Raw genomic sequence first — 23,489 nt, 5'->3', positions numbered from 1 at the left:
AGTTATGATTTATAGTTATTTTTGGTTCGTGGAAACTCTGTAAATCGTAATAAGCATAACAATAAAAAAACAATTAACCCAAAGGAGTGTTGACAAATGAGTAACAAACATGGAAGCCTTTCCATTAACAGTGACAATATTTTTCCTATTATAAAAAAATGGTTGTATTCTGACCACGACATTTTCTACCGTGAATTGATTTCAAACGGTTGCGATGCTATCACTAAATTAAAGAAACTGGATATGATGGGCGAATACGAACTTCCTCAGGACTATGAACCTAAGATTCAGGTACTCGTAAATCCAGAAGAAAAAACGTTAAAATTCGTAGATAATGGTATTGGTATGACTGCTGATGAAGTAGAAGAATATATCAACCAGATTGCATTTTCCGGAGCAACTGATTTCCTAGAAAAATATAAGGACAAAGCAAGCGATGAACAGATTATCGGTCATTTCGGATTGGGATTCTACTCTGCTTTTATGGTAGCTGACGAAGTACACATTGACACTCTTTCTTATAAGAAAGACGCTGCTCCTGTTCACTGGGAATGTGACGGCGGTACGGAATTTGATATGCAGGATGGTAACAAAGATACCGTTGGTACTACCATAACTCTTTTCTTAAATGAAGATTGTCTGGAATTTGCCAATGAGTATCGTGCAAGAGAAGTCATTGAAAAATACTGCTCTTTCATGCCTACCCCAATCTTTTTAAAGAAAGAAAATGCAGAACCGGAATATGAAACCATTCCTGCCGATCAGGTAACTGAAAAAGATACTGTAATTGAAAATATTGTAGAAGAAGCAAAATACGAAGAAAAAGAAAAGGAAGACGGAACCAAAGAACAGGTAGAAGTTTCTCCTCGTCAGGAAAAGGCAAAAATCTTGAAACGCCCGGTTGCCTTAAATGATACTGCTCCACTTTGGACAAAACATCCAAATGAATGTAGCGATGATGACTACAAGGCATTCTATCGTAAGGTATTTCAGGATTACAAAGAGCCTTTGTTCTGGATTCATTTAAATATGGACTATCCATTTAACTTAAAAGGTATCTTATACTTCCCGAAAATCAATACAGAGTACGATTCTATTGAGGGAACTATTAAGTTATATAACAATCAGGTGTTTATTGCCGATAACATCAAGGAAGTTATTCCGGAATTCTTAATGTTGTTAAAAGGTGTCATCGACTGCCCGGACTTACCTTTGAATGTATCCAGAAGTGCTTTGCAGAATGATGGATTCGTAAAGAAAATTTCTGATTACATTACCAAGAAAGTTGCTGATAAACTGACCGGTATGTGCAAAACAGAAAAAGAAACTTATGAGAAATACTGGGATGACATCAGCCCATTCATCAAGTTTGGCTGCTTAAAGGATGAAAAATTCTGTGACAAGATGAATGACTACATTCTTTTCAAAAACTTAGATAATAAGTACCTTACTCTTCCAGAGTGCTTGAAGGTAGAAGAAGATACCGAAAATAAAGACACTGAGAACAAAGATGCAGAAAATACAAACGCTGAATCAAATGAAAATGCGGAAGAAAAAGATACCAGAAAACCTATCTACTATGTAACAGATACCAAACAGCAGGGACAGTACATCAATATGTTCAAAGAGCAAGGTATGGACGCTGTTATCTTAGACCACAACATTGATACTTCTTTCATTACACAGTTAGAGCGTAGAAATGAAAAGATTAAGTTTGTTCGTATCGATGCTGATGTAACAGACTCGATGAAAGAGGAAACTTCCGAAGATGAATTAAAAGAAGCAAACGAAACCTTAACCGAAATCTTCCATAAGGCATTGCAGAATGATAACTTAAAGATTTCTGTAGAAAAACTGAAGAATGCTTCTATCTCTTCTGTCATCACCCTTTCTGAAGAAGGTCGTCGTATGCAGGATATGATGAAGATGTACGGTATGGCAGGTATGGACTTTGGTGCTAATGATTGCACATTAGTCTTAAATGCCAATAATGACTTAGTAAAATACATCTTAGAGCATAAGGACTCCGAACATGTTCCTATGTTCTGTGAACAGCTTTATGACTTAGCTCTGTTAGGCAATCAGCCATTAACTCCAGATGCTATGGCAAAATTCATTGCACGAAGCAATGAAATTATGATGCTGTTAGCAAAATAACCCCCAAAGAGCGGTAGCATTTCCGAGATATTCTGAAATACTACCGCTCTTTTCTATTCTAAAAATTATACTATTCTGTTAAGAATCACACTTCTTCTAACTTATAATTTTCTGCCTGTGAATGGAATAACTTATAATACAAGCTTTCCTTTTTCTTCATCAGATTTTCGTGTGTATCAAAGTCCGCTACTGTTCCACCGTCAATAATTAATATTTTATCGCAGAATATAGAAGATGACATACGGTGAGAAATGTAAATTGCCGTCTTATCTTCTACTAAATTGTTAAATTTCTCATAGATTTCTGCCTCTGCAATGGGGTCTAAGGCACTGGCAGGCTCATCTAAGATAACTAAGGACGATTCCTTATATAAAGCTCTTGCAATAGCAATCTTTTGTCCTTCTCCGCCTGACATTTCAATACCATTCTCATCATATTCTTTTCCAAAACGACTTTGCACACCGTCTTTTAAGTTATCTATTTTCTGACGTAATCCTACTTCATCAATGAGATGATTGATTTTCTCCAAATCTGCATTCTTTTCCTGGCAGGAAATATTCTCTGCGATGGTAAAGTTAAATAAGCGATAATCTTGAAAAACTGCTGCAATACACTTCATATAAGACAGATAATCGTAATCGTAAATATTTTTTCCGTTGATGCGAATAACACCGCTGTCTGCCTGATACATACGACAAATAAGTTTTACCAAGGTAGACTTTCCGGCACCGTTTAATCCCACAATGGAAATCTTCTCTCCACGCTTTACAGAAAAAGAAATATCATGAAGTACCGGCTTTTCTGCTTTTGGATAGGTAAAAGTTACATGCTCAAATTCAATGGTTTCTACCGGTCCTTCAAACTTCTCTTTTCCCTTGTCCATAGTTTCTTCTTCAAGAGACATAAATTCCATATATGGATCTAAAAAGGAAAGATGCTGCATGGTACTAATGACACTTTGTCCAAATGCCATGACAGAGGTAGAAAAGTTAATTGCCGCAGACACATACATGGTAAGAGAACCAATGGAAATCTTTGGTCCAAATGTGGTAGAAATGGTTCTTATTCCCACATAAGCATAACAAATGGCTGCTATTGCATCGTTGATAACACTTAATCCACCAGAAGTAGAACCCATTTTTTTGAATATTTTTTCAAATAAGTCACAAGTCTCATCGGTATATCCACGCAATCGTTCTTCCATCATATTTTCCATATCATAAAGTCTGATATCCTTTTGACATGGCTTATCCCATGCAAGATTCAGATAATAACCAAATCTGCGGTTAATGGGAATCAATTCCTGTGTCATTTTTACATAATACTTAGAAAGTCCGGAAGAAATCAAAAGCATTGCTACAATTCCAATTGCAAGAATAATAAGTAATACAGGTCCAAGAGTTGCCATAATTGCTATCAAACCAATCAGCGTTACAAATCCGCTAAATGCCTCTGAGAAACTCTGAATCAACATGGCAATGGCATTCTGATTATCAATGGCAAATACTGCTCTTTCCTTTAAATCCAGATAATACGGATCTTCCAGGTAAGAATATTCCAAATTCATAATTTTTTCTGCCATTACTTTGTTCATGCTGTATTTCACATAGGTTTCTTTTTTTGCCATCAAACATTTCCAGGTATTGGCTAACAACGTCATTCCTACGTTATTTGCAACAATTAAAATTGCAAAGAAACATAAGGTATTTACATCTCTGTTTCCCAATAATTCATCTACCAGATATTTTGGCAGTATTACATTCAAAAATAATTTTGCTCCATCTGTCAGTGCTGAGATTACCAAAAGAAAAATATATCCCGGAGATACACTCCACACACTTTTAAAGAAATGTATTAGTTTTTTCATACTGCTTCTGCCTCCTCCTGATAGTATTTTCCCTGTACGGTAAACATCTCATAATAACTTCCATGACGCTCCATCAATTCATCATGCGTTCCATACTCCTTTAACCCGTCATGGTCAAACAATGCAATTTTGTCACAGAATCTGGTACTTGCCAAACGGTGAGAAATATATACGGCTGTCTTTCCCTCTACCAGACTGCTGAAGTTTTCATAAATCTCTGCTTCTGCTAACGCATCCAGTGCTGCTGTTGGCTCATCCATAATAACCATTGGTGCATCCTTATAAAGCCCTCTGGCAATAGACAATTTCTGACGTTCTCCACCGGAAAAATCTGTTCCGTTTTCATCAATTACCTTTAACATCATCTGGTCTAATCCTTTTTCAAAACTTTCTACTTTCTTCCACAATCCTACCTTTTCTAAGGCGGTTTTTACTCGCTCATCATCTACATTTTCTGACTTACATGCTACATTTTCACGCAATGTAAATGCCAGAATATTTACATCCTGAAATACAGCAGAATACAGACTATACAGTTCTTTTTTCCTGTAATTTCCAATATCGGTACCATTAATATAAATATGTCCTTCGGTTGGTTCAAACAATCCTGTCATCAGTTTTACTAAGGTAGACTTTCCGGCACCATTTACTCCAACAATGGCAAGACGTTCTCCTTTATGTATGGTAAAGTTCAAATCCGTAAATACATTGGTATCTGTATTGGGATAACGAAAGCTTACATGGTCAAATACAATTTCCAATGTTTCATTTGGCTTTGTAGCACTTCCACCTTCGTCTATCAATGATTCATCCATAAGACGGAAAAAGTCCCCTACATATTGTCCCTGATTAATAACAAATGTAACATCTGTTCCTAGTTCTAACATAGATGCCATAAGGGTTGTGATGGTAGAAATGTACATGGTAAAGGAACTAATCGGCATTCCGTAATATGCCTGATAAATCAATATTCCATACATCACTACGTTGGTAAGTAACAATGTGAAAATCCCTGCAAATCCAAGTAAATATTCTCGTCCTGCAATCTTTCCTCTTAAAACCGTCAATGCTTTAATTTCTTCCTGATAATTTTTCAAAATACGGTCACGAAAATTATAGATACGAATATCTTTTCCAAAAGAAAAATCATGGGTTGTTCTATAATAATAATTTATCTTACGAGATGCCTTTGCCTCCTCTTCCTTTTTAGAATAACTGTAATTATGACTCATACGAGACACCCACATGGTAACAAATACATGAAGAATCAATACCAGCAAAATCCAGGGATTCAAGGTTCCTGCCAATACAAACATTCCCACAATGGTAATTATTTTTGCCGGTAATTGAAACAGTCGGTTAGAAACACCTTCTATTCCCTCCTCATTGTTATTCGCTGCATTTAATGCTCTCTCATTTTCCTCAAAAAACTTTGCATTCTCGGTATATTTATAATCCATGGTAGTTAGTTTTCGGAAAGTATCTCCTAAATAGTGAATGCGAATTCGCATGTTGTGTACCGAAATCACCTGACGAAGATAACTAACGGTAAATCCCAGTATTCCTGCCACTACAAAATAAACCGCCATTGCCAAAAGCAATGTTTTTCCGGCATCTTTTTTATTTTGCTCTAAAATTCCAATGGCAATCTTAGGTAAAAATACTCCTAAAAATGGATAAATAGCTGCTGCAATGGTAAACACTGCAATGCGCCCAAATTGCTTTTTGTCCCTTTCTGCGGTATTTACCATTAAACGTTTTACCATCGGAAGGGTCTTATACTTCTTTTCTTCCATAAATTCCTCCTGCTTTTCTGTTTCTATTCTTTTACTCTTCTATTACCAATAGAGTTCCTTCATTTCCATTCACTACCGGTGTACTTAAGATTCCCTGTCGAATTCCTTCTTCTATTACCATTTCTGTCATTTGAGAACTTACCATTGCTATTAACATCTTATACTCCGGGATTAAATGTTTCGGTACTACTTTTTTTATCTTCTTTGCAAGATTTCCATACATTTTTTTCAAAATGTCTATATTTTCCCCAATAAATGTCTGAGCTATTTTAACCATTTCATCATGGGTTTTTCCCGGTACCGTTACAATTCCCGGATATAACATATTTTCTTTTTTTATGATATATCCATCTGCAATTGCCTTAGCTACATACTCTTTTTCTTCTTCCGTAAGACTATCTATGGCAAGTCCCTTAGCAGAACGAATTGTCAATAATAGCTTTTGATTTAAGGCAATATTTTCTCCGCAATGAAATTTTGCCTCTACTCGCTTTCCATAGGTATTATAAAATGATACCTTTTGATAACCACAGATATTTTTAGCATCAATCCCATCTGCACCATAGAAAAGTTCTCGCATTTCTTCTTCTATATTTTCTCCTCCTATAATTGCGATTGACGTATACGGTCTGTCCGGAGCCGAAACATTGGGGAAGTATTCTTTTTCCATAATTTCTAAATACTCCGGCTGAATCATATTCCAGACCAACACCACAACCATTGTCCAAAAAATATATGGCAGTTCAAATTCTGTTCCGTAATAAGTCAATCCCAAAATTTGTTCTCCATGTACCTTAAGAAATACTTTAAGTTGTTCAATCAGTTCATATATTTCTCCTGATACACTTTCTCGTATTTCCTGACATTCTGCTTTTTCTAATACAATAATATTGGATAGGTACTTATCTTTTCCCACCTTACGAAGTAATCCATACGTTCCGTTTTCCCCTTTGCATAGAATTTCCAGTTCATCTTCAATATAAATCAAAGGAATTCCTAACTTTTTTGCAATATCGGAAGCTTTCTGTTCTTCTTTTCGACATAAATAAAGTACCATCTGAGACAATACCCGCTCTGCCTTTGTTGTTGGGTCGTTTCCCACCGGATTTCCGGTTCCCTCAAAGAACATATAAATAGGTTTTAATAATACCGGCATCTTCTTTTTCCTTCCTTGTTCCATTTCATTTTTTATGGTATTTCTGGCTGCAAACAATCTTTGTTTTACTGTAGTCTCTGAAATTCCAAGATTTTGGGCTATTTCTGAAACTTTCTTTTCTTCCAGATAATATTGCACCATAACCTCCCGATACATCTTTCCGAGAAATGCTATCTGATGCATGATTTCTTCCATTTGCTCTTTTTCCTGATTATCGGTCAGGTAATCTTCTACTGGATTTACCTGCACCATCGGTAGTTGTTCAAACTCCTCTTGGGTTACTACCAACATCTGCTGTTTTTTTCTTTTTTCACAGAAATCAGCATACACATTTCGTGCAACTTTCCAACAAAAGGGTTCAAATTTTTCAACTTGAATTCCCCGTTGAATGGATTTTACTAATTGTACCATGATTTCTGAACATAAATCCTCTGCCTCATGCTGATTCTGACATCTAGGATAAGAAAAACCATAGAGTTTGTCCAACAACTCTTGGTTTAATTGTTCTAATAACTCTTTTGTATGCATACTCATTCTTCCTAAAAACGTTTTTTCATATATATAGTCGGTGTTTTTTTCACTTGGTTAGGAAAAAATTAAAAAAAGATGAAAAAATGTCTAACCTTTCGCATTCTTTCATCTTTTTATACTACCAATTGCAGTATTTTTCGTAGGTTTTAAAAAAACTATCTGTAGTGATTTTCTTATCTGTCTCTATTTTTACTTCTTTCCATACATCGTCATTAAATTTAGATGGGAGCTTTTTTAAAAATTCACTATAGACATCATCAAAGGCTTCTTTTCTTCGTTGATCTAAAATCACGGATTTATTAGCATCCGTCAATTCCTGGTTGTAATTGTTGATACATTTTATGAAATACCAGCCATTATCCACAGGAATCATTCCACTTACCTGATTGTTTTCTAAGGAAAATGCTACCTGTTCCACCTCTTTTGGAACATCGTTTCGTCCAAAAGAAACTTCTATTTCTGCTGCTTCGTTATATGTTCCTGCTACAGAAATAAAGTCTGCACCATTATTTAACTGATTTTGAACTTCATTGGCAACATTTTCATCTGTAACATAAATCCAGTCTGCTTCCATGACTCTTGCGTCATCATCACTAACCTCTGCATTCACGTCACCGGTTAACTGTGTGTATAACTTATTTGCCAAGCCATACCGTTCATACAACTTTTCAATGTCCCCCTCTGATACATGCATATATTCTTTTTCTGTATCGTTTAAGGAGTCATAGTAGGCTTTCGCTGCCTCCTTAATTTTCCCTTGTTCTTCTTCGGTTAGTGAAATGTCCTTTTCCTCTGCCAGAAAATCCATTGCCATAATCTGTGCCAACTGAGACACTGTGATATCTTTCACATACTTTTCTAATTCATTATCTTTAAATTTATGTTTCCAAAGATTCACTCCATACATATCCGCATAAATATTTTGATAATTGGTAAGAAATACTTTTGCTTCCGAAAGAGTACACACTTCATCTTTTATCTTGAACACTTCACTTCCGGTAAATCCTGAACTTACTTCTATTTGTGTATTTCCTATTTTGCAACCGCTAACTGCTATACTCATAAGAAGGGCTGCCGCCATTGCTCTTACTTTATTTCTTTTCATTCGCCTCTCCTATTTTATCTACTTTTCCATTTTTGCCAAAATGCTTCTCGCCACACTGATTCCGTTTGCTGATGCCTGCTGCAAACCTCTGGTAACAGAAGCTCCATCGCCAATTGCCCGAAGTCCTCTGATATTTGTTTCAAAATCTTTGTTTACTACTACCTTATTAGAATAAAACTTAACTTCTACTCCATACAAAAGAGTTTCATCACTGGCAATTCCCGGAGTTACCTTATCCAATGCCATAATCATTTCTTCAATATCCACCATGATTCGATGTGGGAATACCAGAGATAAGTCTCCCGGTACTGCATCTTTTAAGGTAGGTATCAAGTTGTTACGACAAAGTCTTTCTTCTGTAGTACGTCTTCCTCTTTTAAAGTCTCCAAAAGTCTGTACCATAATTTTTCCATCACAAAGCATATTGGATAACTGTGCTATCTGCTTGCCGTATTCGATTGGTGTTTTAAATGGTTTTGTAAAGTTCTTAGATACCAACAATGCAAAGTTGGTATTATTTGTTTTCAAATCCTTTGACTTATACGCATGACCATTTACAACTGCTAAACCATTATCGTAATACTCGGTAGCTACTTCTCCGGAAGGATTGGTACAAAATGTTCGCACTTTATCATCAAAGGTCGGTGTATGGTATACCAGCTTTGCCTCATAGAGGTTTTTATTCAGGAAATCCATGACTTCATCACGCACCTCTACACGCACTCCGATATCTACCGTTCCCACCTGTGTTTCAATTTCCTGCTCTTTACAGACATGACTAAACCAGTCTGCACCTTCTCTTCCTACTGCACACACAATTTCATTTGCCAGATAGGTTTCTCCCTGTTCCGTAACTACACCTTTCGCTTCGCCATTTTCCACTATCAACTGCTCTACCATGGTACGAAACTTCATTTCTACGCCATGTTCTAACAGATACTCCTGAAGTCTGCTATATATTTTATATCCCTCTTCTGTACCAAGATGACGGATTGGACATTCAATTAATTTTAAGTTCGCATTGATTGCTTCTCTGCGAATCTCACGGATTTCTTTTTCCTTATCCACACCATAGACCTTAGAATCTGCTCCAAATTTCAGATAAATATCATCAGACTCATGAATCAATGCTACGGTTTCTTCGTATCCTAAAATCTCCGGTAAATTTCCACCTACATCCGGTGACAAAGATAATTTTCCATCTGAAAATGCTCCAGCACCTGCAAATCCGGTTGTAATGGAACACGGCTGGCATCCCACACAAACCTTTGTCTTACGTTTTGGACATTGACGCTCTTCAATTCTTCTTCCCTTTTCAATTAACAAGACCTTCATATCCGGTCTTTTATTAATCAACTCGTATGCGCAAAAAATTCCTGAAGGTCCTGCACCAATAATAATCACATCATACTCGTTCATTCCGATTCACCTATCCTTCTACTACTAGAAATCTTCCATCCGGCAACGTAAATACTTCTGCTGCGTCCTTTAGCTCCTCGTTATTCATTTCTGCAATATCAGCTCCTTCTTCTTCAAAAAAAGCTCTGACTTCTTTAAGATTCTTACATACCACTGCCATGCAATCCTCTAAAAATTCTTCTGCCTCTTCTATATCTTCTAATATATTTTTCCCAAAAAGTTGAGATTGATGTTCAAAAAAATATGTAACACATGTTTTATCATACTGATTCATGGATTTTTCTCCTTTTATTTGTCTTTTTATGAGACAAAACTCACTTATTTCATCATAATATGATTTGCAGAAAAATTCAATGCTTGATTTCTTAAGTTTCGGGAATTAATAGATGAATATTGCATCAGCATATTTATATTTTCAAAAATATCAATTCCATACATAAACTTTTCTCCTATGGTCTAGCATTAGGTCTTCTTGTTATGCCAACACTTTCTATAAATCTACGATACATTGCCCCTTTTGTTGAAAGAAGTTGGCATTTTTACTTTCACAAACAGAAATATTTCGCCCAAAATAACCAAGTTGTGATTTTTTCATATTTACCTTAGCAATCTTTCTTTTATTAGCATCTGTTTCATACGATACTTTGTGGCAAAATGAAAAACATATTTTCCAACAAGTTTCTTCATCATTATCTATAATCATTTCTACTTCATCTCCAAAATATCCTCTATGATATACCGCATTACTCATAAAAATTGTGCTTTTATTTTGTTATTTTTTTATCCATAATTTTACCCGTTTCTACTTCAATCAACAAATTCAATCCTGTAAATGTAATTATACTTATACACTTGCAATCTTTTTTTCCGATTGAAACAATAGTTTTAGGTGCCAAAGGCTTAATGATATCATCACTTTCCCATATTTTATTTCCATCAAAATCAAATGCAACTAAATTATTTGTAGGATTTTCATTGGAATACTTATTTCTTATTACCACACATTTTTCAAATTCTACAATCTCTGCTATCTTTTCATTGAAATATAATTTGTTTTTCAGCAAACCATATTGTATTCCCTTTCATACTTTTCAAACACATCTTTTACTTGCTCAGAACCTCATTCTAAATTTAATAAACATATTAATCTACATATTCTTCGAATTTGACATTGTCAATAGGACACCCTTTTTTATTTAACTCTTGTATTATATGCTTAAAGTACCATCCTACATCAGTAATTGAGTCACGACTATTCTCAACTGTTCTTCTATTAATACTTAAACCAATTACTAGTTCTTTGGTATTTTTAGCTAACAATGTTATACCTACACCAGAATTTTGATAATACAAATTAAGACCTATTTGTTCAGATTTTTCTTGCTTATTATTAATTATTTCCTTTAATTCACTATCTGAAATAACTCTTTTTTGCCAATCAAAATTATCATTATCTCCTAAAGGCAAATATTCAATATTATTTTCCAAATCATAATATTTCCACCCTAATTCGCCAAATAACGCTATTACATCTCCACCATTAGTATTTTTTTTGCAATTATTGCACATTGTTCTAAGTCTTCATCATAAACATCTGTTCCAAATGTTTCTGCAAATATTTTATTTATTTCTTGTGCCAATGTATGAACTTGTAAACTGTAATTAGAGCAAATAAATTCATTTATCTTTTTTATTTCATTAATGTATTCATCTTGGGGAGCCATTGGAAAAAATCCAATAGAGTCCCAATCATTTATAAATTGTGTTATCCCTTCCATTATTTCACCTACTCTCCAAATAATTTACTTATTACTTCTAACATACTACTATCAAAATCCTTGCAAAGTAGTAGCGTTATTCTTTTTAATAACCTACTCTTTATACCACTGTAAATTCCAATGAAAAAGTTTTATCTTTTGAATATGAAATATATTCAACCGCTTCCTCATCCTTAGTAAATATAATCTTCAAAGGAATATATTCTTCTAATTTCATATTTATTATGTTTTGCATATTCTTGTACTTCCTAATGCCATCCATTAAACTGTGCATGTTTTATTACCGGCAACTGTCCTGTTTGTCTTGGCTGAGCAAATATAAATTTCCAATTACCTTGAGTAATCTTTTCTCCATTAACCTCTATCTCAAATGTTTTGATAGTTCATCTTTCGAAATCTAACCCTAATTATATAATTCCCTTCTCTTGAGCATAACTATTAATCGCATCCAACAATCTATCTTTATATATTGAGAATGAAAACGGAATTTGTATTCCAGCTTCTCCATCATCATACTCAGGGAATATTATAAAATTATCTCTATCCACCTTCATAATAATATACTCATTTCCTTCAAATTCACCCTTTCTTATCTCATATAGATTAATGAAATTTGTAATACTATTATAATACTCTTTTGAATTTATTTCTGCCTGCAAAAATTTATTTAATACGTCCATATATTTTTCCTTCCTGTTTATTATTTTATTGGGTATGCACTTAGCATTCCTCCATCACTTGAAATTACGATTTTCACCAAATGCTCACCTTTGGTTCCTACTGTCTTTAATGCATCTATTACAATTTCATAACTTACATTTCCTGACTTAGTCAAACCATTATCAGTTATCGAAACAATTTTACCATTTGATAATGCATCTTTCAAAATACATTCAGCCTCTGCTTTACTCGCTCCAATAAATTTTTGACCATTTCCTCCTGTTGTTGATAAGTGTTTAGGCTTTACATACGCATTATCAATGTCAAAATTATTGAATGCTTTCTTCCCTTCTATAAATATATCATCTACAGAATTTAAGCCACCATTAAACCTCTGCACTACTCTCCCTACAGCTCCGCTAACCGCTTCACCAAATATATTAAACAATACATTTCGCCCTATGTCTACCCCCGCATTTCGAAATACCGTCTCTGAACTTTCTCCGTTATAGATATCTATTATCGCCTTTGGCACTGTAAATGCTCCGGTATCTACAATGGTAGCTCCTATGATATTACTCAAGTGGTCTTGTCCTATTCGCCTTAGAATGGGAAAGGTAGACAGTCTTTCCGACCAACCTCCTATTCTCTGTGCCAGTCCCGGTATATGTCCTGCCACACTTGATGCCATGTTATAGGTCAGCAGACCTCCTGTCATATTTCCTACAAATGTAGCATAAGGGTGCTGTGTATGACTGTTTATAAAAATATTTTCCATGGAACATAATTCTTCAAACTGATACCCACGAACCCTTGCCTGTGTTCTTGCTGACCATTCAAACAGATTTCCGCAAAAAGGAACTCCTTCTATTGCACCTGTAGTAACACTTCTGATACTATCCAGTTTGGTATACAATGCAGACATTAACTGATACCTTCGCCATTCTGCATCTGACCAATCATCTTCTGCAAGTTCTTCCATCAATGTGTATTCATCTGCAAAAAACCTTCTTTCTGCTTCTGTTCCTTCTGCAAAATACCGGTCTAATACCTCCTGTGCCTCCGCGATTTCTTCTTCACTCATTTTATGTCCGGGAGTTAGCCATATCTCTACCTTAATCAGTTCACTGTTATTGGCTGCCTCCTGATATTCTCTTCCTATGGCAAGTAGTTCCCGCATATAGGAACCATTACTCATGGAAAGTTTCTCCGGCTGTAACATTTCTGTTAGTGCCTGTACTTTTCTTCCATACGCTTCTAACTGTTCATTCAGTGTTTTCAGATATCCAGCATATGTCTTATCTACCTCTTTTACATTTGTAATAATCTCTGCCAGCTTATTTATGGTTAGAACTTCCTTTTCTTCCAGTTGTTCTACATACCGCTCACTGATTTTGATATTAACAACAACTTCCGGCAGTCCCAGTTCCTCCAAATCTGTAATATTTGCCAGACTTTTTAGATAAACACTGCATGACTCCGTGGCTTCCGACCACAATTCTTCTATCTTTTCCTGCGAAAAATCCCTTTTCATTTTTCCTCCCGACTATTTTGTTGTTTCAAAAGCGCGTGCCGCTGCCTTATCTGCATTCTCCATTCTTGTTTCTACTTTCTTTAATGCCTCCACTGTTTTTATCATCAGCTGATTCAGGTTATCCGAGACTGTTTTCAGATTTGTTTCCGCATCCTGCACCTGTTGTGGCATCTTTCCCTTGCTTTCCTGCTCCTGCGCCTGGGCTGACTGTGATAAAGTTGTCCCGAATGTCTGTTGCAGACTCTGCATTCTTTCAATATCATATCTCAGCCTGTGCTTGTCAATCTGTATCTTTTTCATTCTGTTCTCCTAATATAAATAACTGTCTGCCTCATCCAGACTGATTTGATAAGACATGGTAAGCCCATTTATCATATTGATAATCTCTTGGATTTCCCCTTTCAGACCAAGTGTCTCCAGATAAAAGGCTTTCAGATTTTGGGCTGTATTTCCTTCTGTTACCGAAACACTTACAGTATTCTTTAGCATTTCTATGTACTGTCCTATGGTTTCTTCATAACTTTCCGCCTGTACTTTTATCCTTTGCAGCTGTGTCTGTAATTCCTCTTCTTCAACAATCAGATCATAACCCAATGTTTCTCCGGCTTTCATCTTATCCCCTCCATCTGTCTTACTTTTCTTTCCAGTTGTTCTACTTCTTCCTCTTTTATATGAATTTCATATTTTAAATCATTTTCGTGGCAGATTAAATGATTCAGGCTATTTCTGATACTCCACTCTGCCTGACAATATCCTTCCATTGCCTGCTGATATTCCGTTCCTTCCATGAAACCTGCCAAATCTTGCTGATATCCGGCAACAAATGACATATGACTGAATTTATCTTGCATACCTTTGACTTTATTTTTTCTGGTACACAGAACTTCTTCAAACTGGTTTCGGGTATTCTGCACACGTTCCAGCACACACTCATGTAATTCTATTTGATATCTGCAAGATGCCATTTCACTTTCGTGTTCTGTAATCTTTCTTTTCAAACTTTTTATTTTATTCTGTAACTGGCAAATCGTCACCTGATTTTTTACTCCTTCCTTCTGTTTTCACAATTTCAGGCGAATTGTAACTATATTCAAATATATCTTTCCTTGGATTCTTCTACTGAATCAGCACTCTGCCGACTGGCAGATATTTGAAATTTCCTCTTACTTAATTACTTATACTCACCCAAAATTTGTTTTCTTACATTTTAGTGCACCACCGTATTAAAGTCAATTATTTTTTTCAGTGTTTGGTACACCAAAGCCACCGGAAGTCCTACCACATTATTGTAATCTCCCTCAATTCGTTCAATATATGCCGCACATCTTCCCTGAATTCCATAAGAACCTGCTTTATCCATTGGTTCCTCTGTTGCCACATATGCCTGAATCTCCTCTTTTGACATTGGATACATTGTTACTTTTGTTTCTGCAAAAAAAGTTTTCTTTTCTACTTTCCCTGCTTTTTCTATGATAAGGGTAACACCCGTAAATACACTGTGGGTATTCCCTGCTAACATCTGCAACATTCTAACAGCATCTGCTTCATCCTTGGGCTTTCCAAGAATCTTATTCTCATATGCCACAACGGTATCTGCACCTAATATTACCACGGTGTCTTTGGGTTCTACGCTCCCTCTTTCTTCTCCACTTCCTTTTCCTTCTCCTAATTCTTCCTTATATCTTCCTGCCACTTCTTCTGCCTTTTGCGTGGAAAGTTCCATCACTACCTGAGATGGAATATCACTGGTAATGACCTCTTCTCCCTTTGCAGGAATAATCTCAAATTCCGCCCCAATCTGTTCTAATAATTCTTTTCTGCGTGGAGAACCGGATGCTAATATCAATCTACTTTTCATTTCTCTTCTATCTTCCTCTGTTTCTCTTTTACTTTTCTGTTTCTATTTTATTTTTCTGTTTTTCTTTTATTTTCTGTTTCTATTTTATTTCTATCTTCCTTTTGCTATTTTCTGTAATTTTCATTTACAGTTTCTTTATAATTCTACTACCTCACTTAAACAGAAGGAATACAATAGCTGTTCCTTTACTTTTTTTCCGGTGGCTCTTTCGATAGCACTCTTATATAACTGAATCTGTGCCCGATAACGCTCTGCCAACTCTTTTCCTGTCCTGATTCGGTCTGTCTTGTAATCTAAGAGCACCATTTCTCCCTCTTCTTCAAAAAATACATCAATGATTCCCTGTATCAATACCATTTCTTGACTTTTAGAATCTACTAACACATCTTTTGCAGTTTCTCCCATAACAAATGGTTTTTCTCGATAAAGTTTTCCATTTTTAGCTGCCTGCTGCATCCTTCTTGCCAAAGGACTTTCTAAGAACTTTTTCAGTTTCTTCTTATCTACCAATTCTACCATTTCCGGCTCTACTAACTTTTCTTCCACCATTTGCTCTAATTGGCTTGCCAGTTCCTCTGGTTCTTTTGTGAAATCATAACATTCTAAAATTCGATGCGTTGCAGTTCCTCTCTTTGCTCCTAGATTTTCTTCCTGCACTCCTTCCATAAATGCAGGAATGTAGTGTTCAAATTCTTTTTCTGACTTCTGTTCTGGCTCCATGGTTTCCTCCGCCATAATTCGATCCATTGCGCGATGCTTAATCTCCGACACGGATACCTTTGTTTTCATATCCTCTTCTTCTGCAAAAGGATATTCATAGGAAAGACGCCGTTCTATTTGTTCTGCCTGAATTTCATCTCTTTGCTGCAACTGGGCTAATACCTCTAACTGCGTTAATGTATCTGTTACTACCTGCTTTTCTTCCTCTTTTTCCAGCTCCGCTTGTTTCAATATGGTAATTGGATATTTTTCTCCATAACAGAAAAACGCCTGAAGCAGAAAACTTAAAAAGGTATTCGTTCCCAGTCGGGTTAAAAAGCTCAAGAATCCATCTGCCATCTCTACGGACATCATTCCTGCCAGTTTTTCTTCTGCCTTTTTCATGGTTCCTGTTAAAATCAACTTTTCCTTTGCACGAGTCATTGCCACATAGAGCACTCGCAGTTCTTCTCCGGTATTTTCCATTCCGGTTTTTCTTGCTAAAAACTGTCTGGTAATTCCCGGTGTCTTTACTCTGCGTTTCACATCTAAGTAATCCATGCCGATTCCAAGCTGTGGATGAAGTACAATTTTTTCCCGGATATCCTGGGTATTAAACATTTTTCCAAGTCCCGATACAAACACCACCGGAAACTCCAATCCCTTACTTTTATGAATACTCATTATCTGCACTACATTTTCCTGCTCGCCAACATCTGCCAGTGCAAAATCCACCTCATATTTTTGCAGTTGTTCCATATAACGGATAAAGTGAAATAAACCTCGATAACTGGTATTTTCATAAGCAATGGCTTTTTCCATTAACATTTCAAGATTTGCCTTCTTTACTTCTCCTCCCGGCAACGCGTACACATACGCCATATATCCGGTTTCCTCTAACACCTGATACAACAAATCATGAATTGGTGTATAACTGATTTTAAAACGATACTTTTCCAGCAATTCTAAAAACTTTATTAGCCGCTTTTGCTTTTCTTCGGAAAGTGCAGTCTTTTTCTCCTGAGAATCTTCTTCCAAACGATATTGCATAACTGCTTCATAAAACTTCTGCTTTGGAAATTCAGTTCGAATAATCGCAAGTTCTTCTCCGTTAAGCCCTACGATAGGCGATGCCAGTACCGCCGCCATTGGAATATCCTGCCTTGGATTATCCAGTACGCGCAATAAATTCAATGCTGTCTGCACTTCCATTGCCGAAAAATATCCGGTTCCAGTAGTTGCCTTTACCGGAATCCCCATTTCACCTAATATTTTCACAAAAGTATCTGACCAACCGTTCAGACTACGAAGTAAAATCACCATATCCGAATACCTTACACTACGAAGCTCTCCGGTTTCTTTATCTGTCACCAACTGATGTCTCATAAGCTTTCGGATATTATTTCCAACTGCCTTTGCCTCAAGCTCCCGCTCTTTTGTGTCCTGATTTTCTGAGTCCGGCTCTATTACCAAAACCTCTGTATCAAACATTCCCGGTTCTGCCTCTTTAAATTGTGCCCCCGGATATAATGCTGCCTGTGGGTCATAAGTAATGTTTCCAATGTCTTCTTTCATAATCTTATAAAACACATCATTGACTGTCTCTAATACCTGTGGACGACTTCGGAAGTTCTTGTGCAAGTCAATCTTTTGATTGTCGCTTTCCTTGGAGGTATAAGTATGATATTTTTCCATAAAAAGCTCCGGTCTTGCCATACGGAATCGATAAATACTTTGCTTCACATCTCCTACCATAAACATATTGTTACAATTCTGGGCTTCTCCTGCTACGGATTTTAAAATCGTTTCTTGCACATAATTTGAATCCTGATATTCGTCTATCATGATTTCTTCGTAGTTTTTCTGCAATTCTACTGCTGTTTTGGTAGGCTCTTTGTTCTCTTTATCCACTAGAATCTGCAACGCAAAATGTTCTAAATCATTAAAGTCTAACATATTCTTTTCCCGTTTCTTTTCGGAAAAAGCCTTTTCAAAGGTAAGCGTTACTTCGATTAGCATTGCAACGATAGGTTCATTTTTGCCCAGTTCTTCTACTATCATCTCCGGTGCCTGAAAAAAGAATTGCTCTGTAATTTTCTTCACAGAGGCTTTTACTTCATTACGCAGTTTTTGTACCTGATCCTTTTTTTGTACATCTCCCTCAAACTTCCTTGCTCCCGGAAGTCTTCCAAAGGAAATACCCCGAATTGCCTCATAATACTGTTGATAAGTGCTGCATGATACCGCCTGCCCCATTGCCGCTGCTTCCTGCTCTAACAATGGAGTATACATCTGTGGTCCATCCGATTCCATACTGATATTACGGCATTTTTCCATTTGTGCCTTCCACTGTCCTGCCAGTTCCCCTAGATAGATTTCTAACTCTTTTGCCAAGGGAAGTGTCTCAAATTCTTCTAAACTTTTCACCTGATAAGGTGCTTTACAGTCTTCTAACCACTGTTCTACCCATGGATAACTCATGGCAAATTCATACAGTTTTAAAATGGCTTCCTTTAACGGTTCGTCTGTTTTCCCTGTGGCAATGGTTTCAGAAAGTGCTAAAAATTCCGGCTTTCCCTGTTCATAATAAGATTCTAATACAGCATCTAAGACATCACTTTTTAACAGTTTTAACTCTCCCTCTTCCGCAACACGAAAATCCGGATCTAACTCGATACGATGAAAATAATTTCGTATCACATAGAGACAAAAACTGTGAATGGTAGTAATCTGTGCATTATGAAGTAAGGTCTGTTGCTTTTGCAAATGTACATTTTCCGGCTCCTGCTCTAATGCTTTTTCAATGGCTGCGCCGATACGCTCTCGCATTTCTGCCGCTGCTGCATTGGTAAAGGTCACAATTAAAAGACGGTCAATATCTACCGGATGCCGCTTATCTAATATCTTTTGAATAATACGTTCTACCAATACGGCTGTTTTCCCGGAACCTGCCGCCGCAGATACAAGGAGATTGCGGTTTCTTAAGTCAATTACCTGTTGTTGTTCTGTTGTCCATCCCATCTTATATCTCCTTTCGCATCCGTGCTAAAATTTCTTCTTTATCCTTGATATTTTCAAGCTTATGGTATTCCCGCCCCGGCATATCCGTTTCAAATCCGCAAACTCCCGCATAAGGACAATAATCACATCCCGTCTTGTCGCCTAATTGATATGGATTTGTTTCGATATCTCCATCAAAAATCTTTTGTCCGATGTCTCGTATTTTGTGATTTACAAAATTAGAAAGCACTTGAAACTCTTCTTTTTCCGCTTTCTGTGATTTTTTACTTACACTGTCATCTGCTTCTTCCGCAGCAACACCTTTTAATTTTAATTCTTCTAAAATCTTTTCTTTAATCTCAATTTCTGTCTGATTGCTGGTTCCTTCTACCACCGGGTCATCTAAATGATAGTAATACATTCCACCCGGAACTACTTCTTTGTCCGGATACTTCTTTTTCAAAAGCTCTAATGCAGAGTTCATGTAAACTACCAACTGTAACTGCAAGCCATGATATAGGGATAACAACTGAAAATCCCGATTTCCTGATTTATAATCCACTACCTTCACATAAACCTGCTGATCCGTCTTTTGGGTATCTACACGGTCGATTCTTCCCTTTAGCCGCATTTTTTCTTCATCATTTAGGGAGAAGTTTACTGCCTGCAAATCTTCTGCAAAGGAGAAGGAAATCTCGTACCCCTCCGGTGAAAAATGACTTGTTTCAATCTGATTTGCTATGGTTTCTATGGTTCGTTTTAAAATTCTTCGGATTCTTTCCACCAAATATGCTGTTCTGGCATCATTTAATAGCACAGTGTCTGCCGCCATACTTACGGTTTCTTCCACAGCCTGCTGTATCAACTTTTCCTGCGCCTCTTTTGGCACATCAAACCAATGATAGCCTGCCTTTTCCATTGCCACGGAATATCGTTGTAAAGCCTCATGGAACATACTTCCCATGTCTACTGCCGCAAACTCGCCTAAGTTACGCTCCTCTAACTTCAAGCCATACTGTAAGAAATGACTATACGCACAGGTAGAAAACTGTTCCAATCGGGTAACACTGTTTTCCAAAACTTTTCCATACAAAGCACGAGTGATTTCTTTTCCCATACGCATTGGATGATATTGATAAAAAGCCGCCGCCAAAAAGTCCGCTGCTTTTTGACTCCACTCATCCCTGGCTGCATACCATTGATATAATTCCCTCCATTCCGGCAAAACATCTCCGTGCTTTGCCATGCGAAGTCCTTGCACAAAAAAGTCCATACTACTTTCCGGTGTTACAATCTGTTCCATGCCACTAACCTGTTCCACCTTTACCGGTTGTACTTTTGGAAACATTTTTCGCAGTATTCCTACTAAATAGGACTTTCTTGTTTCTTTTCCTTCTGAATTTACCCGAAACCATGTAACATATAACTTCTGTGATGGTTTTGTAAGATTCAAATACAAATAAAACTTTTGTATAAAGCTTCGTTCTCTGTCGGTAGGTGCAAGCTCCATTTCATTTTGCGCAAACCATTCTCTATCAGACTGTGAAATAATTCCACCGTGTTCCGTTGCTTTTGGAATGATTCCATCATTTACTCCTACAAAAAACAGCACTTTAATGTCAGATAAACGGCTTCGTTCAATATCTCCAAAAATCACTCTGTCATATCCCGGTGGGATAATTCCTACTGCCGCTGCTTCTATACCTGCCTCCAGAATTTCTCGATATTCTCGAAGCGTCAACTGTTCTTCTCCTAACAGCTCTACCATTTTATCTAATAAATCCATGACAATTCGATATATCTGTACATATTCCTTTGCCAGTGCAGTTTCGCCCTCTTCTTCAAAACGTTTACTGAACTCCTGCAACTGTTCCTCAATTTGCAGATTCACCATAAACTGATAAAATGCTTTTGATTTCTCAGTAATATTTGTTTTCTTTTGAAACACTTCTCTCATGGAAGTAAACTGTTCTATCAGACGTTCACGTAAAGCATTTACCTGCTCTAGTTCTTCCTCATTATTTGTACCCGCGCGGCGCACCCATTTTCGTTGCCACTTGTTCCATCCACGGATTCCACCTGCCAAAAGATAGTTTTCCAATAAATCTGTTTCTTCCATGTTAAAACCAGATAATCCACTTCTCAGATAACCAATTACTGATTCATAAGAAAAATCCTGTTCCAGTACCTGTAATGCTCTCTTTAAAAATTCCGTCATGGGATGGAACACAATATTTTTCTTAGTGTCCAGGAAAACAGGGATATCATATCGTTCAAAAATTTCTCGTACATAATTGCCGTACATTTCTACGTCACCGCATACCACTGCCATATCCTTATAACGATAATTTTCCTCACGCACTAAACGCTTCATTTCTCGTGCAATAAAATGAAGCTCCTGTCTTGGACTCAATAGAGAAAACATAGAAATATCTTTCGTTTTCTTAGAAAAAGGTATTGGATTTTGTCGAAACAGATTCTGCTCTAAGCACAACAATGCCTCAGACTCCCGAAATCTGGTATGATTTCCATGATGTGTCCAATAAGGCTCCAATACTTCTGTATGGGTTCTCTCTGCAATTTTTCCAAGGTTCTCTACCGTCTTTTTTGTCATATAGAATAAATCCTGGATTCCATCACATTGATATGGATCCTCTCGTTCATCCAATGCTGCCGTCACTAGAATCTCATCTGCTATTTTCATTAATTCCTCCAACAGATAATACTGCACTGGGGTAAATCCGGTAAATCCATCCAATACAAAAACTGCATTTTTCAAAAGTTTGGAACGATGTGCTTCTTCTGCTAATACTTCTAACAATTCCTCTGCTGTGATAAACCGATCTTTCAAGAACTCCTGAAATCCCCGATACATGGTCTGAATATCTGCAATTTTATAGCGAAACAATGGAGTCTGACGTTCATCCTCCACAAAGGTATCTAACTGCTCCGGCAAAATTCGGTACTGTGTCAACTCAGAAATCACAGACTTTACCTCTGTAATATATCCTGTCTTTTTCATACTTGCTTTTATCAATTTCAAGTTATCCTGTTTCTCTTCTGCCACGCGGCGAAGTACCAGATTCTTTCCTGTTTCTTCTAATATCTTTATATTTCCAAGACCAAGTTCATCAAAGATACGATATGCTAAACGTGGAAAGCTCACCACATCTACATTCATTATGCTATGCTGTTCCTGACGGCTCACCAGTTCCCTTTGGGTCTGCATGGTAAACTGTTCCGGAACTACTACAAAAAACATTTTATCCGGTTGTTCCTTTGCCTGTGCTAATACTTTTTCATATACATAACTGGACTTTCCGCTGCCGGAACCTCCAAATACCATTTGCAATGCCATTTTGCTAACCTCTTTCTATATTTACTGGCTATTCATATAATAATAACGCAGTTTCTCCGCTTTTCAAGCTTTCGAAACTGCTAACATCCACTCACAATTCGGGCTATTCGCCCTACTTGCTCATGTCTGTTTAGTCAGCTAATAGATAAAATCCTTAGACTGCAAGCAGCCACATCTTTTATCTATTGCAGACATTATTATAGCATAACAAAAGGCTGTACGCTACCTTAGCGCACAGCCTTTATACTTACTTCACTGTCTTAAATTGGTTGAAATCGTTCTGCAAACTTATCAGAACCACATACATGGCGTTCATCGTTTTTTTCCTTGATAATATAGTCTCCTTCACGAACAAAAATAAGTCCCCGTCGATTTTGAATAAAAGGACACACCACTACGCCATCTTCTCTTCTTATCTTCACCAACTTATCTGTGACAATCCAACCATTTGTCACCACGGAAGTCCATGGCATAAAACCATCTTCCAAACCCTTTCCAACTTCATATAACTCTGCTTCTACTTCAAAAGAACTTCTCTTATACTTCGTCATAAAAAGCCCCTCCTCCTACA

The 23,489-nt window shown here is 36.8% G+C and carries 21 protein-coding genes; 1 reads left to right on the top strand and 20 read right to left on the bottom strand.

From position 1 onward, the window contains the following. The first annotated feature begins 96 nt into the window (after positions 1-96). Positions 97-2,157, top strand: coding sequence for a molecular chaperone HtpG (htpG, locus tag KQI83_RS03085; RefSeq protein ID WP_216554677.1), 2,061 nt, complete (start codon positions 97-99; stop codon positions 2,155-2,157). An 85-nt stretch (positions 2,158-2,242) separates the two neighbouring features. Here htpG and KQI83_RS03080 read toward each other — a convergent pair whose 3' ends face one another. From KQI83_RS03080 to KQI83_RS02990, 20 genes are all read right to left on the bottom strand, one after another. Then, complete coding sequence (locus KQI83_RS03080; RefSeq protein WP_216554676.1) at positions 2,243-4,024, bottom strand: ABC transporter ATP-binding protein; 1,782 nt, start codon at positions 4,022-4,024, stop codon at positions 2,243-2,245. Then, the gene (locus KQI83_RS03075; RefSeq protein ID WP_216554675.1) at positions 4,021-5,820 is read right to left on the bottom strand and encodes an ABC transporter ATP-binding protein; all 1,800 of its coding nucleotides are present in this window, start codon (positions 5,818-5,820) and stop codon (positions 4,021-4,023) included. The genes KQI83_RS03080 and KQI83_RS03075 overlap by 4 nt, the downstream gene beginning before the upstream one ends. 31 nt (positions 5,821-5,851) lie before the next feature. Next, entirely contained in the window at positions 5,852-7,504 is a 1,653-nt protein-coding gene (locus tag KQI83_RS03070; RefSeq protein WP_216554673.1) for an RNA polymerase sigma factor, read from the bottom strand. Positions 7,505-7,625: 121 nt separating this feature from the next. Next, positions 7,626-8,612: a peptidylprolyl isomerase gene (locus KQI83_RS03065; protein WP_216554672.1), complete on the bottom strand. Its 987-nt coding sequence runs from the start codon at positions 8,610-8,612 to the stop codon at positions 7,626-7,628. 18 nt (positions 8,613-8,630) lie between these two features. Continuing rightward, positions 8,631-10,031 carry an NAD(P)/FAD-dependent oxidoreductase gene (locus tag KQI83_RS03060; RefSeq protein WP_216554671.1) on the bottom strand — a complete coding sequence of 467 codons (1,401 nt, stop codon included), beginning with the start codon at positions 10,029-10,031 and terminating at the stop codon, positions 8,631-8,633. A 10-nt stretch (positions 10,032-10,041) separates the two neighbouring features. Further along, complete coding sequence (locus KQI83_RS03055) at positions 10,042-10,305, bottom strand: glyoxalase (RefSeq protein WP_216554670.1); 264 nt, start codon at positions 10,303-10,305, stop codon at positions 10,042-10,044. Between the two features lie 216 nt (positions 10,306-10,521). Further along, on the bottom strand, positions 10,522-10,782 hold the full coding sequence (locus KQI83_RS03050; RefSeq protein ID WP_216554669.1) for a hypothetical protein: 261 nt from the start codon (positions 10,780-10,782) through the stop codon (positions 10,522-10,524). 13 nt (positions 10,783-10,795) lie between these two features. Then, positions 10,796-11,095, bottom strand: coding sequence for a hypothetical protein (locus tag KQI83_RS03045; protein ID WP_216554668.1), 300 nt, complete (start codon positions 11,093-11,095; stop codon positions 10,796-10,798). Between the two features lie 79 nt (positions 11,096-11,174). Beyond that, the gene (locus KQI83_RS03040) at positions 11,175-11,519 is read right to left on the bottom strand and encodes a hypothetical protein (protein WP_216554667.1); all 345 of its coding nucleotides are present in this window, start codon (positions 11,517-11,519) and stop codon (positions 11,175-11,177) included. Positions 11,520-11,557: 38 nt separating this feature from the next. After that, a complete protein-coding gene (locus tag KQI83_RS03035; protein ID WP_216554666.1) occupies positions 11,558-11,809 on the bottom strand; it encodes a DUF1871 domain-containing protein in 252 nt (83 codons plus the stop codon). 100 nt (positions 11,810-11,909) lie between these two features. Beyond that, entirely contained in the window at positions 11,910-12,044 is a 135-nt protein-coding gene (locus KQI83_RS16930; RefSeq protein ID WP_256447801.1) for a hypothetical protein, read from the bottom strand. Positions 12,045-12,216: 172 nt separating this feature from the next. Further along, positions 12,217-12,489 (bottom strand): hypothetical protein, encoded by a 273-nt coding sequence (locus KQI83_RS03030; protein ID WP_216554665.1) that lies wholly within the window; start codon positions 12,487-12,489, stop codon positions 12,217-12,219. A 20-nt stretch (positions 12,490-12,509) separates the two neighbouring features. Continuing rightward, on the bottom strand, positions 12,510-14,003 hold the full coding sequence (locus KQI83_RS03025) for a hypothetical protein (RefSeq protein WP_216554664.1): 1,494 nt from the start codon (positions 14,001-14,003) through the stop codon (positions 12,510-12,512). Between the two features lie 12 nt (positions 14,004-14,015). Then, positions 14,016-14,303, bottom strand: coding sequence for a hypothetical protein (locus KQI83_RS03020; protein WP_216554663.1), 288 nt, complete (start codon positions 14,301-14,303; stop codon positions 14,016-14,018). Positions 14,304-14,312: 9 nt separating this feature from the next. Beyond that, on the bottom strand, positions 14,313-14,615 hold the full coding sequence (locus tag KQI83_RS03015; RefSeq protein ID WP_216554662.1) for a hypothetical protein: 303 nt from the start codon (positions 14,613-14,615) through the stop codon (positions 14,313-14,315). Continuing rightward, positions 14,612-15,037 carry a hypothetical protein gene (locus KQI83_RS03010; RefSeq protein ID WP_216554660.1) on the bottom strand — a complete coding sequence of 142 codons (426 nt, stop codon included), beginning with the start codon at positions 15,035-15,037 and terminating at the stop codon, positions 14,612-14,614. The genes KQI83_RS03015 and KQI83_RS03010 overlap by 4 nt, the downstream gene beginning before the upstream one ends. 173 nt (positions 15,038-15,210) lie before the next feature. Beyond that, on the bottom strand, positions 15,211-15,861 hold the full coding sequence (locus KQI83_RS03005; protein ID WP_216554658.1) for a Maf family protein: 651 nt from the start codon (positions 15,859-15,861) through the stop codon (positions 15,211-15,213). A gap of 135 nt (positions 15,862-15,996) precedes the next feature. Continuing rightward, positions 15,997-19,581 carry a helicase-exonuclease AddAB subunit AddA gene (gene addA / locus KQI83_RS03000; protein ID WP_216554656.1) on the bottom strand — a complete coding sequence of 1,195 codons (3,585 nt, stop codon included), beginning with the start codon at positions 19,579-19,581 and terminating at the stop codon, positions 15,997-15,999. A gap of 1 nt (position 19,582) precedes the next feature. After that, positions 19,583-22,918 (bottom strand): helicase-exonuclease AddAB subunit AddB, encoded by a 3,336-nt coding sequence (gene addB / locus KQI83_RS02995; protein WP_216554655.1) that lies wholly within the window; start codon positions 22,916-22,918, stop codon positions 19,583-19,585. Between the two features lie 260 nt (positions 22,919-23,178). Continuing rightward, the gene (locus tag KQI83_RS02990) at positions 23,179-23,469 is read right to left on the bottom strand and encodes a hypothetical protein (RefSeq protein ID WP_216554654.1); all 291 of its coding nucleotides are present in this window, start codon (positions 23,467-23,469) and stop codon (positions 23,179-23,181) included. Positions 23,470-23,489 lie beyond the last annotated feature (20 nt).

The organism is Roseburia sp. MSJ-14, from assembly GCF_018918225.1.
Lineage (GTDB): Bacteria > Bacillota > Clostridia > Lachnospirales > Lachnospiraceae > Petralouisia.
The sequence above is the reverse complement of the archived record's forward strand: the minus strand, read 5'-3'. Positions and strand labels throughout refer to the sequence as shown.

Bases quoted from the DNA above. Each gene is read 5' to 3' on its own strand.
- KQI83_RS03015 (WP_216554662.1), bottom strand. From the start codon at position 14,615: ATGAAAGCCGGAGAAACATTGGGTTATGATCTGATTGTTGAAGAAGAG.
- KQI83_RS03025 (WP_216554664.1), bottom strand. From the start codon at position 14,003: ATGAAAAGGGATTTTTCGCAGGAAAAGATAGAAGAATTGTGGTCGGAA.
- KQI83_RS02990 (WP_216554654.1), bottom strand. From the start codon at position 23,469: ATGACGAAGTATAAGAGAAGTTCTTTTGAAGTAGAAGCAGAGTTATAT.
- KQI83_RS16930 (WP_256447801.1), bottom strand. From the start codon at position 12,044: ATGCAAAACATAATAAATATGAAATTAGAAGAATATATTCCTTTGAAG.
- addA (WP_216554656.1), bottom strand. From the start codon at position 19,581: ATGGGATGGACAACAGAACAACAACAGGTAATTGACTTAAGAAACCGC.
- htpG (WP_216554677.1), top strand. From the start codon at position 97: ATGAGTAACAAACATGGAAGCCTTTCCATTAACAGTGACAATATTTTT.
- KQI83_RS03070 (WP_216554673.1), bottom strand. From the start codon at position 7,504: ATGCATACAAAAGAGTTATTAGAACAATTAAACCAAGAGTTGTTGGAC.
- KQI83_RS03030 (WP_216554665.1), bottom strand. From the start codon at position 12,489: ATGGACGTATTAAATAAATTTTTGCAGGCAGAAATAAATTCAAAAGAG.
- addB (WP_216554655.1), bottom strand. From the start codon at position 22,918: ATGGCATTGCAAATGGTATTTGGAGGTTCCGGCAGCGGAAAGTCCAGT.
- KQI83_RS03080 (WP_216554676.1), bottom strand. From the start codon at position 4,024: ATGAAAAAACTAATACATTTCTTTAAAAGTGTGTGGAGTGTATCTCCG.
- KQI83_RS03065 (WP_216554672.1), bottom strand. From the start codon at position 8,612: ATGAAAAGAAATAAAGTAAGAGCAATGGCGGCAGCCCTTCTTATGAGT.
- KQI83_RS03075 (WP_216554675.1), bottom strand. From the start codon at position 5,820: ATGGAAGAAAAGAAGTATAAGACCCTTCCGATGGTAAAACGTTTAATG.
- KQI83_RS03020 (WP_216554663.1), bottom strand. From the start codon at position 14,303: ATGAAAAAGATACAGATTGACAAGCACAGGCTGAGATATGATATTGAA.
- KQI83_RS03035 (WP_216554666.1), bottom strand. From the start codon at position 11,809: ATGGAAGGGATAACACAATTTATAAATGATTGGGACTCTATTGGATTT.
- KQI83_RS03060 (WP_216554671.1), bottom strand. From the start codon at position 10,031: ATGAACGAGTATGATGTGATTATTATTGGTGCAGGACCTTCAGGAATT.
- KQI83_RS03050 (WP_216554669.1), bottom strand. From the start codon at position 10,782: ATGAGTAATGCGGTATATCATAGAGGATATTTTGGAGATGAAGTAGAA.
- KQI83_RS03055 (WP_216554670.1), bottom strand. From the start codon at position 10,305: ATGAATCAGTATGATAAAACATGTGTTACATATTTTTTTGAACATCAA.
- KQI83_RS03005 (WP_216554658.1), bottom strand. From the start codon at position 15,861: ATGAAAAGTAGATTGATATTAGCATCCGGTTCTCCACGCAGAAAAGAA.